Origin of the sequence: Streptomyces wuyuanensis (assembly GCF_900103455.1) — a bacterium.
In the GTDB taxonomy this organism is placed as follows: domain Bacteria; phylum Actinomycetota; class Actinomycetes; order Streptomycetales; family Streptomycetaceae; genus Streptomyces; species Streptomyces wuyuanensis.
Genome location: NZ_FNHI01000002.1, coordinates 545,213 through 555,841, shown reverse-complemented (window position 1 = coordinate 555,841; position 10,629 = coordinate 545,213). Strand labels below are relative to the sequence as shown.

The 10,629-nt window shown below is 73.4% G+C and carries 10 protein-coding genes; 7 read left to right on the top strand and 3 right to left on the bottom strand.

Annotated features, from left to right (window positions below):
• The 3 genes from BLT82_RS05540 to sbnA all read left to right on the top strand — a co-directional run.
• Nucleotides 1–657 (top strand): TauD/TfdA family dioxygenase (locus BLT82_RS05540; protein ID WP_093652705.1); only part of this gene is annotated, 657 nt, incomplete at its 5' end.
• 32 nt (nucleotides 658–689) lie between these two features.
• Nucleotides 690–1,808 carry a 2,3-diaminopropionate biosynthesis protein SbnB gene (gene sbnB / locus BLT82_RS05535; protein ID WP_093652654.1) on the top strand — a complete coding sequence of 373 codons (1,119 nt, stop codon included), beginning with the start codon at nucleotides 690–692 and terminating at the stop codon, nucleotides 1,806–1,808.
• Between the two features lie 125 nt (nucleotides 1,809–1,933).
• The gene (gene sbnA / locus BLT82_RS05530; protein WP_093652653.1) at nucleotides 1,934–3,028 is read left to right on the top strand and encodes a 2,3-diaminopropionate biosynthesis protein SbnA; all 1,095 of its coding nucleotides are present in this window, start codon (nucleotides 1,934–1,936) and stop codon (nucleotides 3,026–3,028) included.
• 143 nt (nucleotides 3,029–3,171) lie between these two features.
• Here sbnA and BLT82_RS05525 read toward each other — a convergent pair whose 3' ends face one another.
• The gene (locus BLT82_RS05525; protein ID WP_093652652.1) at nucleotides 3,172–4,257 is read right to left on the bottom strand and encodes a mandelate racemase/muconate lactonizing enzyme family protein; all 1,086 of its coding nucleotides are present in this window, start codon (nucleotides 4,255–4,257) and stop codon (nucleotides 3,172–3,174) included.
• Nucleotides 4,258–4,435: 178 nt separating this feature from the next.
• Nucleotides 4,436–5,668 carry a response regulator gene (locus tag BLT82_RS05520; RefSeq protein ID WP_093652651.1) on the bottom strand — a complete coding sequence of 411 codons (1,233 nt, stop codon included), beginning with the start codon at nucleotides 5,666–5,668 and terminating at the stop codon, nucleotides 4,436–4,438.
• A 182-nt stretch (nucleotides 5,669–5,850) separates the two neighbouring features.
• Here BLT82_RS05520 and BLT82_RS05515 point away from each other — a divergent pair, with 182 nt between their 5' ends.
• From BLT82_RS05515 to BLT82_RS05505, 3 genes are read left to right on the top strand one after another with little or no spacing between them, the layout of a single operon-like run.
• Nucleotides 5,851–6,984 carry a DegT/DnrJ/EryC1/StrS family aminotransferase gene (locus tag BLT82_RS05515; RefSeq protein WP_244291839.1) on the top strand — a complete coding sequence of 378 codons (1,134 nt, stop codon included), beginning with the start codon at nucleotides 5,851–5,853 and terminating at the stop codon, nucleotides 6,982–6,984.
• Nucleotides 6,981–7,757, top strand: a complete 777-nt coding sequence (locus tag BLT82_RS05510) for a hypothetical protein (RefSeq protein WP_093652649.1) — start codon at nucleotides 6,981–6,983, stop codon at nucleotides 7,755–7,757. Before BLT82_RS05515 ends, BLT82_RS05510 begins: the two co-directional genes overlap by 4 nt.
• The gene (locus tag BLT82_RS05505) at nucleotides 7,757–8,497 is read left to right on the top strand and encodes an amidohydrolase family protein (protein WP_093652648.1); all 741 of its coding nucleotides are present in this window, start codon (nucleotides 7,757–7,759) and stop codon (nucleotides 8,495–8,497) included. Before BLT82_RS05510 ends, BLT82_RS05505 begins: the two co-directional genes overlap by 1 nt.
• 40 nt (nucleotides 8,498–8,537) lie before the next feature.
• Here the strand turns inward: BLT82_RS05505 and BLT82_RS05500 are convergent, their stop codons facing one another.
• Complete coding sequence (locus tag BLT82_RS05500; protein WP_093652647.1) at nucleotides 8,538–9,506, bottom strand: dihydrodipicolinate synthase family protein; 969 nt, start codon at nucleotides 9,504–9,506, stop codon at nucleotides 8,538–8,540.
• Between the two features lie 83 nt (nucleotides 9,507–9,589).
• Here BLT82_RS05500 and BLT82_RS05495 point away from each other — a divergent pair, with 83 nt between their 5' ends.
• The gene (locus BLT82_RS05495) at nucleotides 9,590–10,558 is read left to right on the top strand and encodes an LLM class flavin-dependent oxidoreductase (protein ID WP_093652646.1); all 969 of its coding nucleotides are present in this window, start codon (nucleotides 9,590–9,592) and stop codon (nucleotides 10,556–10,558) included.
• The last annotated feature ends 71 nt before the right edge of the window (nucleotides 10,559–10,629 follow it).

The window sequence follows — 10,629 nt, the reverse complement described above, 5'->3', positions numbered from 1 at the left end:
CCCGGCACGATGATGTTCGCGTGTCTGACCGCGCCGGCGTCCGGCGGGGTCACGGGCGTTGCGGACGCGTCCACCGTGCTGGAGGCGCTGCCGGCGGCGCTGGTGGAACGGTTCGAGCGGGAGGGCTGGCTGCTCACCCGCAGCTACAACGACGAGATCGGCGCCTCCTGGGCCGAGGCCTTCGGCACCGAGGACCGCACCGCCGTCGAGGAGTACTGCCGCGCCAACGCCATCGAACTCGACTGGCAGAGCGACGGCGGACTGCGCACCCGCCAGCACCGCAGCGCGGTCGTGCGCCACCCGGTCACCGGAGCGCGCTGCTGGTTCAACCAGATCGCGTTCCTCAACGAATGGACCCTCGCCCCCGAGGTCCGCGAATACCTGATCGACGTCTACGGCGAGGACGGCCTGCCCTTCAACACCCGCTACGGCAACGGCGACCCCGTCGGCGAGGACGTCGTCCAGACCCTCAACGAGGTCTACGAGGCCCACACGGCACGCGAACCCTGGCAGCCCGGCGACCTGATGCTCGTCGACAACATCCGCACCGCCCACAGCCGCGAGCCCTACGACGGCCCCCGCGAGATCCTCGTCGGGATGGCCGAACCGGTGCCCCTGGCCGACTGCTCTCCGACCGTCGAGGTGAGGGCGCTGTGACAGCCATCCGATCCAGCGGGACGGAGCCCGCCATGGAATCCGCGAATCCGCGGTCGAACAACCCGCGCGGCCCTGACGGCCCCGAGGCCGCCGCGCCGTCGTTCGCGGTGATCCCGGGCGAGCAGGTCCAGCGAGCGCTGCGGGGCCACGAGAAGCGGATCGTCGAACTCGTCGAGGCCACGTACCGGCTGCACGGCGAGGGGCGTACGGTCAATCCGCCCTCGTACTTCCTGCGCTTCCCCGACCGCCCCGCGTCGCGGATCATCGCGCTGCCGGCTTCGCTCGGCGGGCGGGCCGGCGTGGACGGCATCAAATGGATCTCCAGCTTCCCCGCGAACGTGGAGGCCGGTTTTCCCCGCGCGTCGGCGGTCCTGATCCTCAACGACCACGACACCGGCTATCCGTTCGCCTGCCTGGAGAGCTCGATCATCAGCGCGACCAGGACGGCCGCCTCCGCGGCGCTGGCGGCGGACCGGCTCAGCCGCGGACGGTCGGCCGGGCGCCCGGCGCGGGTCGGGTTCTTCGGTACGGGCCTGATCGCCCGCTACATCCACACCTTCCTCGCCGGCACCGGCTGGTCGTTCGACGAGATCGGGGTGCACGACGTGGCGCCGGAGAGCGCGGCCGGGTTCCGCTGCTACCTCGAGCAGTCGCGCACGGCGGGACGGATCAGTGTGCACGAGGACCCGGAGGAGCTGATCCGCTTCAGCGACCTGGTGGTCTTCGCGACGATCGCCGCGAAGCCGCACGTCACCGATCCGTCGTGGTTCGCGCACAACCCGCTGGTGCTGCACGTCTCCCTGCGCGATCTCGCCCCGGAGGTCCTGCTCGCCTCGGCCAATGTCGTGGACGACGTCGAGCACTGCCTCAAGGCCGAAACCTCCCCGCACCTGGCGGAGCGGCTGACGGGCGGCCGGTCCTTCCTGGACGGCACGCTCGACGACGTGATCACGGGCCGTCTGTCGCTCCCGGCGGACCGGCCGGTGGTCTTCTCGCCGTTCGGCCTCGGAGTGCTGGACCTCGCGGTCGGCAAATGGGTCTACGACGAGGTGGCGCGCTCCGGTGGGCTGCACGTCGTCGACGGCTTCTTCCACGAACTGCACCGGTACGGGAACCGCCCCGGTGCGGCCGAGCCGCCCGGAAGCCAGTGAGGAGGCGCCCGTTGCAGAACCGGTCCCAGGAGAGATCAAGTGTCAAGTCTCCGTAGCACCTACGGACGCCACCACGGCCGCTGACGCAGGGGCCCCGCGGGTCCGCTGCAGATGAGGAGGCCATCGTGCCTGTCATATCCGTTCCCCAAGACTTCAACGAAGACGATCTCTACATCGACCTCGAGTCGATCTTCGGGCGCTCGCTCTTCCTGAAGTGCGAGGGCTTCAACTTCGCCGGCTCGATCAAGCTGAAGGCCGCGATCGAGATGGTGGAGGGCGCCGAGCGGGACGGAGTCCTGACGCCGGATTCGATCCTCGTAGAGTCCTCCTCGGGCAACCTGGGCGTGGCGCTGAGCATGATCGCGGCGAGCAAGGGCTACAAGTTCCTGTGCGTCACCGACTCCCGCTGCAATCTGACGACCCGGCTGATGATGGAGGCCCTGGGCAGCCAGGTGCACATCATCGCCAGCCAGGAGGCCAACGGCAGCTTCCTGGGAGCGCGGATCGACTACCTCCGTGCGCTGTGCGCCTCCGACAGCCGGTACGTGTGGCTCAGCCAGTACACGAACCCGGGCAACTGGAAGGCGCACTACCGCAGGACGGCGCCGGAGATCGCACGTCAGTTCCCCGAGCTGGACACGCTGTTCGTCGGCGCCGGGACCACCGGCACGCTGATGGGCTGCGCCCGCTTCTTCCGCGAGTGGCACCGGCCGGTGCGGATCATCGCGGTGGACAGCGTGGGCTCCGTGTCCTTCGGCGGCGAGGCGGGGCGCAGGATGATCCCCGGGCTGGGGATGAGCATCCGCCCTCCGCTGCTCGACGAGTCCTACGTGGACGAGGTCATCCGCGTCGAGGAACGGGACACCATCCGGGCCTGCCACCGGCTGGCCCGCAGGGGGTTCCTGTTCGGCGGCTCCACCGGCACGGTCGTCAGCGGAGCGATGGGCTGGCTCGCCGAGCACGGCGGCGACGGGCGCACGGCGGTGGCCATCGCGCCGGACCTGGGCGAGCGCTACCTCGACACCGTCTACCAGACCAACTGGCTGCACGGTCTCTACGGCGACGACGTGCTCGAGCCCGAATCGGCCAACGCCGAGTCCTGGGTCCTGCCCACCGCTCCCCCGCCGGCACCGTCACCGGGCGGACGCCGTCCGCACCTCCGGTCGGGCGACCGCGCCGGCCGCCGGCGCCACCGCCGCCGCAGCGGCGGGGAGCCGTGAGGACGGGGGAACGTCCGAGGACGGGAACGGAGTGACGGCCGGGCGGCCGGGCCGGTACACGGGCCCGGCCGGCCGGCCGGACGCGTGTACCTGCGGGACCCGGGACGCCTGCCTCCCCGCGGTGCGCCGGCCGCCCGGCGCGGTCAGAGGGGCGCCAGCCGGTGTCCCAGCCCGGGCAGGTCCGGGAGCTGGACATGGCCCGTGCCGGCAGTCGCCGCGAAGGTCTCCGGGGCGAGCGGCTCCTGCTCGACGAGCAGGGGGCCGACGAGGTCGGGCGGGACCGTGGCGTGCGGGAGGGCCGCGGAGAGGTGGGCCGCCGCGAGCGTCGCGACGCCGAGCTCCGGCATCGTGCCGATCTTCACGGCGAGCCCCGCGGCCTCGGCGACGGCGGCGATCTGGCGGGCCCGGTGGAGTCCGCCGACCTTGAGGATCTTGATGTTGAGCACGTCGGCGGCGCCGCGGCGCACGATCTCCAGCGCGTCGTGGAGGGACTGGAGCGACTCGTCGGCCATCACCCGTGCGCCGCCCTGCGCGCGCAGGGCGGCGAGCCCGGCCAGGTCCCAGCGGGGCAGTGGCTGTTCGATGAGGTCGAGCCCGGCGTCGGCGAGGCGCGCGACGGTGCGGAGCGCGCTGCCGGGTGCGTATCCCTCGTTGGCGTCGAGGGAGAGGGAAACGGAGTCGGGGACGGACTTCCTTACGGCGGCCACGAGTTCGACGTCCCGCTCGGGGTCCTCGCCGCCCTTGAGCTTGATGTGGGGGAAGCCGTACCCGGCGTACTGCGCGGCCTCCTCGACGCTCTCCGCGATGCTGCCGAGTCCGACGACCCAGGTGGTGGGCACGCGATGGGTGACGGCGCCGCCGAGGAGGAAATGCGCGGGCCAGCCGGCGGCGCGGGCCGCCAGGTCGTGGAGGGCGAGGTCGAGTGCGGCCTTGGCCAGGTGCTGGCCGCGGATCGCGGCGTCCATGGCCGCGTGCGCCCCGGCGAGATCGCGCGGGTCACGGCCGATGAGGGCGGGCGCGGCGTGCTCGGTGAGCGCGGCCCGCAGCCCGGCCAGGGTCTCCCCCGTGTACGCGGTCATCGGTGAGGCCTCGCCGAAACCCGACGCCCCGTCGGTGGTGCGCACCTCGACGAGCAGGCTGACGAGTTCGGGGCTGGTCCCGCTGCTGATCGCGAACGGGCGTCGGTAGGGGGCGCGGACCACTCGGGTGTGGAACGAGGCGATCTTCAAGCCGGCTCAGCTCCTTCGCAGGACGTCGTTTCGGTCCGGACCGTAACTTCCCTCGCGGCGGCCGTACGCAAACGAACGGCAGCCGGGGCCGCGGGCGGCGGCGGCGGCGGAAGGAGAGTGGCGTAGGCATGCGGAGGGGACGCCCGCCCCGCGGCCCCGACCGGAGCCGCCCACCCGGTTACAGCCGCACCCGGTACACGATCGGCGGCCGGCCCGTCTGACCCTCCTGGCGGATTCCGGTGGGGACGGCCACACCCGCGCGCTCCAGTCGCTTGAGTATCCGGCGCGCCGTGCGCTGCTGCACGGACAGGTGCTCGGCGACCGCGTGTGCCGTGAGCCCCTCCCCACGGTCCTCCGAGGCCAGTTCGCGCAGCCGGTCGAGGGTCTGCGGGCTGATGCCGGTCCGCCGCGCCAGCAGAGCCGCTCCCCCGGGCGGGGCCGGCTCGCCGTCGGCGTCCCCGGCGGTGCCGTCGATGACGATGTCGACGTCGTCGGTCATCGATACGACGCCCGCGGCCGCACCGACGGACCGGGCGCGGTTCACCGCGCGGCGGGCGAGGGCCTCGGCCTCCGCGGCGGTACGGCCGAGTCCGAAGCCCACGTGGGCGGTGCCGTGCCGGGCGGCGAGGCCGTCGAGGAAGGGGATGCGGGTGAACTGGTCGGTCGCCTTCTCGAGCACGCCCCGGGTGGTGACGACGAGCCGCCGGCCGTCGGGCAGGGCGGCGAGGCTTCCGCCGAGGATGCGTACGTCGTCGGCCAGCCGGTCGTCCGCCCCGGGCAGGTCGATGACGCCGAGGGCCACCTGGGCGTCGCCGCTGTGCCGTTCCGCGGTGGCGAGGGCGAGGGCCTGGAGGGTCGCGAGGATCGAGTGCCGCGAGGGGGCGAGCCGTACCGCGTGGGTCCGGTGCTCCAGGACGTGGAACGCCGAGCCGAGGCAGGTGATCGCGACTCTCGACTTCCTGGTGTCGCGCGCGCCGAGGTGGAAGTCGACGAGGTCCTGGGAGGTGAGGCCGGGCCGGTAGGGCAGGACCTGTATGTGCTCGGTGGGCAGCTTCGCCTCCGTGAGCGTCTCCAGGACCTCGTCGCGGCGGAGGGTGTCGATGGACACGCGGGAGACGTCGTGGCCGAGGCGGAGCAGCTCGACGAGGGCGCGCAGCAGGGTGGCGCCGCTGTAGGGCACGTACATCGCGGGGCGGTCGAGGACCCCGGCCGCCGCCGCGAGGCTGTGCGGGACGACCCCCGTGAACAGCAGGGCGTCAGCGGCGGCGCCGGCACCGGTGACGACGTCCGTCGTCTCGTCCTCGTGGCGGTACGGGAGCGGCAGCAGCCGGCCCGGGCCCGCCTGGCCGCCGACGGCGACGACCTTGCGGACCAGGTCCTCGGGGCCTATCACGCCGACCGTGAGCGGCATGGCCCGGTCTCCGTTCTGCTGAGGTCGCGGCGCGGCGGCCTGCGAGGGGGGTGGTGACGCACGTACCGACGGGGCCGGGGACGCGTTCCGCGGGGCGGCTCGCGCGTGATTGACGGCCGACCACGGGAGTTCTAGTTTCGGCCCAGGCCATAATCGTGTGCTGCCGAGAGGATAATCCCCCGATGCCGCAACGGGAAATGCCACTGCCCACAGTTCTCGAACCGCGCGGCAGGACCTTCGGCGAGGAGGAGCGCGCCGCGGTGCTGCGGGTCCTCGACTCGGCGGTCCTGTGCGGGGCGTTCGGCCGGGAGACCCGGGCGCTGGAGGCGGAGATGGCGGAGCTGTACGGGCGCGCCGAGGCCGTCTCGTCCAGTTCCGGCACGGCCGCGGTCCATCTCGCGGTCGCCGCCGCCGGCGTGGGCCCCGGCGACGAGGTCGTCACCACCCCGATCTCGGACTTCGGCACGGTGGCCCCGGTCCTCGCCCAGGGCGGCAGGGTGGTGTTCGCGGACGTACGGGCGGACGACGGCAACCTGGACCCGGACGCGGTGGAGGCGGCGATCACCCCCCGCACCCGGGCGGTCGTCGCGGTCCATCTCTTCGGCGGCGCCGCGGACGTGGTCCGGCTGCGGGAGATCTGCGACCGGCACGGGCTGCTGCTGATCGAGGACTGCGCGCAGGCGTGGCTGGGCGAGGACGAGGACGGCCGGCTGCTCGGCACCGTCGGCGACATCGCCTGCTTCAGCCTCCAGCAGTACAAGCACATCACGGCGGGCGACGGCGGTCTGAGCATCACGGACGATCCGGAACTGGCCCGCAGGATGCGCTTGTTCATGGACAAGGGCTGGGACCGCGCGGAGGGCCGCATCCACCGCACGATGGGCCTGAACTACCGGATGACGGAGCTCGTCGCGGCGGTCGCCCGCACCCAGCTGACCCGGGTCGCCGAGGTCGTACGGGTACGGCGGGAGCGGGCCGCCCGGTTCGCGGCCGCCGTCGAGGGCTCCGCCGCGTCCGCCGAGGTCCGGCTCCCCTCGCGGCGGGCCGGACACGCCTGGTGGGTGATGCCGCTGCTGGTGGACGACAACTCCCGCTGGGCGAAGGGCCTTCAGGCGGCGGGGGTGCCGGCGCTGCCGGGCTATCTGGAGCGGCCGCTGTACGCCAATCCGGCACTGTCCGGCCATCCGCCGGGCCCGTGTCCCCGGGCGGAGACGCTGATCGACCGTACGCTGCTGGTGCTTCAGTGGAACGAGGCGTACACCGAGGACGACGTCGACCGTATCGCCCGGGCACTGGGCGAGGTGGGAGCGCGATGAGCACGAGCACGACGACGGCGCACGACCGGCCCCCCGCGTACGAATGGCTGACACCGTCCCCGCGGGAGCAGATCGGCTGGGACGTGGACGTGCTGTACGGGCCGTGGCCCCGGCACCACCGGGACATCCCGCTCGCGGAGGTGCGCCGGCGCCTCGACCGCTCCCCCGTGTGCGGGGCGCTGGCCCTGTCCACGCGCGGACCGCTGTTCGACGACCGGGCGGGCAACGAGGAGACGCTGCGCGACCTCGCGGACTGCCCGGAGCTGCTGCCGGTGGGCACCGTGGACGTCCGGGACGCGCTGACCGCCGAGAACCGGCTGGACGAGCTGGCGGCGGCCGGGGTGCGCTTCCTGCGGCTGTTCACCGTCGAGCAGGCCGCCGATCCCGGCTTCCCCGGCTACCGGCGGGTCGTCGATCTGGCCCTGGCCCGCGGGATGGTGCTGCTCCACGACGGCGACCCGCGACGCTACGGTCCTCCCCTGATGGACCGGGACGCCGATGTGGTCTTCCTGGACCTGCACGCGTATCTGCTGGCGGACTTCCTGCTGATGGCGCGTGAGGAGCCGGGGTTCCGGGTGACGACGCGGATGCTGTCGGGCCCCGACTCCGTCGAGCGGGTCGTGCACTCGGTGGGGGCGCGCCATCTCGTCTTCGGCTCGCGCACCCCGTTCATGGACATCTCTCCGCTGACCCTGCGACTGCGCTACGCGGCCATCTCCGACGAGGAGCGCGACGCCGTCGCCACGAGGAACATCGAGGAGCTGCTGAGCTGATGCCGATCATCGACGTGCACGCCCATGTGGGGCACTGGCAGTTCCACCTCACCTGCGGCGACGCGGACGACAACCTGCGTCTGATGGACCGCTACGGCATCGACCTCCAGCTGGTGTCGGCGTCCGAGGCCGTGGTGTACGACGCGGTCGCCGGGAACGCGGCGCTGATGAAGGAGCTGGCGTCCCGGCCGCGCCTGTACGGCTACGCCGTGGTGAACCCGAACCGGATCGAGGAGAGCGCCGCGGACCTGCGCCGCTGCCTGGACTCCGGGCGGTTCGTCGGAGCGAAGATCCACACGCACTATCCGGGGCGGCTGCCCGGTTCGCGGGAGATGGCCGAGGCTTTCGACGTGGTCGCCGAGGCGGGCGTCCCGCTGCTGCTCCACACCTGGGGGCGCGAGGTCACCCAGCTGCCCGACATGGTGGCCTCGCGACCGGGACTCCGGGTGATCATGGGTCACGCGGGCGGGGACGCGTGGCGTGAGGCTGCGCACGCGGCCGCCTCGTGCGAGGGCCTGTACCTGGAGCACTGCCGTACCGCCGCCGACGCGGGCCGGGTCGCGTACGCGCGCGAGGCCGGGGTGCCGGTGGAGCGGATGCTGTTCGGCACGGACGCGACGCTCATCGACCCCTGCTGGTCTCTGGGTGTGCTGCGGGACGCCGGCTTCACCCCCGCGGAGCTGGACCGGGTGCTGTGGCGGAACGCGGCCGCGCTGTTCGGCCTCGAAGTCCCCGCCTGAAGCTCCAGGGCACCGGGGAACCGCCGGGGCCTCCCGCCCGTCAGCGGGGTGTGTCCGGCTCTTTCGCGAGCCTCTCCAGGCAGTCGACCACGGCCCGGCGCTCCGCGTCCGGCAGGTCCGGACCGTACGGATCGTGCGCCGCGGCCTCCGGGACGGCGCCCTCCCAGACCGCGGCCCACAGCATGCGCTGCACATAGCCCTCGATCGGGTCGAGGAACGTGACCTCGGCGAAGGCGTCGAGCCGCGCCGAGGCCCGGACGAACGCCGTGTGGTCACCCGCGCTCCAGGCGTCCAGCACCGCGGTCGTCAGCGGTACGCGGGCCGCGGCGATGCCGACGAGCGCCGAGTCGGCGCCCCACATCAGCGAGGGCCCGAACATCCGGTCCTCGCCGGTGACGACGAGCTTCCCGGTGGGCTGCGCCGCCCGGATGGCGTCCTGGCAGGCCATCGCCCGGTCCAGGGTGGCGAGTTTGAGGCCGGCCGCCGACGGCAGGCCGAGGAGCCTTCCGACGAGCCTCGGCGGGTAGGGGTATCCGCCCGCCTCGCCGTGCAGGAAGAAGCCGAGCACGGGCAGCCCGCTCGCGGCGGCCGCCTCCTCGTGCAGGGCGACCGCGGCGTCCTCGTCGCCGGCCAGCAGGGCCGACGGATAGACCATGACGGCGTCCGCGCCGCCCTCGGCCGCCCGCACCGCCATCGCGACCGTGGCGTCCACCGCGTCGCGCGGCCGCCCGGCCCGTACGGACCGCGGCACGCCGACGCCGGCCACGATCGGCCCGTCCACCGCCGACCGCCACACCGCGAGGACCCGGCCGCGGTCCTCCTCGGACAGGTACAGCCCGCGGCCGGTGTGCGCCCAGACGGCGACGCCGCCGACCGGTTGGCCGGCGATGTGGGCGGCGTAGCCGCGGAGCGCCGCGAAGTCGACGACTCCCCGCCCGTCCATGGGGGTTGCGACCGCGGGCAGCACGGTGCCTCGGAGCCGGCGCACCAGCAGGTCCGTCGCAGACATGGGCGTTCTCTCCCGTCTGTTGCGGTCGTCGCCGCTACGCTAGCCTTTACGGTCCGGACCGTAAAGGAAGGGATTCCGCTCCGATGCGCCTCGGCCTCTACGTCAACCTCTTCGCGGACAAGGCCGACCGGCCCCGGCTCGCCGACGCGGTGGAGCAGGTGCGGCTCGCCGAACAGGCCGGGTTCTCCTGGGTCGTGCTGGGCGAGCGCCATCTGCACCGGCCGGGCTATCACGAGGCGCTCACCTCCCTGGCCTATCTCGCCGCGCACACCGAGCGGATCGGGCTGGCGACGGCCGGGCTCATCGCGCCGGTCTACCAGCCGGTGTGGCTCGCCGAGACGCTGGCGCACATCGACGTCCTCTCGGGCGGCCGGCTCACCGCCGGGTTCGTCCTCGGCTACCGGCCGGAGGAGTTCACGCTGTTCGGCACCCGGCCCGAGGAGCGCGTGCCGCGCTTCGAGGAGTGCCTGGAGCTGCTCACCCGGCTGTGGACCGAGGACGAGGTGGCCTTCGAGGGCCGTTGGACCCGGGTCGAGGGGGCGTACCTGTCGCCGCGGCCCGTGCAGGACCCGCGGCCCCGGATCTGGAACGGCGGCCGGGTCCCCGCCGCGCTGGAGCGCACCGCCCGGATGTGCGACGGCTGGACCACGTCCTTCAACGAGACGGATGAGGAACTGCCGGAGAAGATCCGCGCCTACCGGTCGTACCCGCAGGGTCCGGCCTCGCTGGGCGCCGAGGTCATCGTCTGCCGCGAGGGGTACGCGGCCGCCACCACCCAGCGGGCGCGGGCGGCGCTGGAGCGGCCGCTGCGGGGGCTGTACGACGCGTACGGCGACTGGAAGCGCACGTCGGCGGACGCGGCTCGCTATGCCCAGCAGTGGGACGACATCGCGGCACGTTCCGTGATCGGCTCGCCCGACGAGTGCCGGGAACGGATCGGCCGGTACGCGGAGATGGGCGCGGACGGACTGGTCCTGCGCGTACAGCCGCCCGGGATGCCGCAGGCGGACGCGCTGCGGGCCATCGAGGCGTTCGGGGAGCTCGGCGCCTGACCGGCGGGGCCGGGTCACGCACCCGGAAGCAGAGCCGTGCGGGGGGCGGCGGGCGCTGCTCGTCCGGCCGG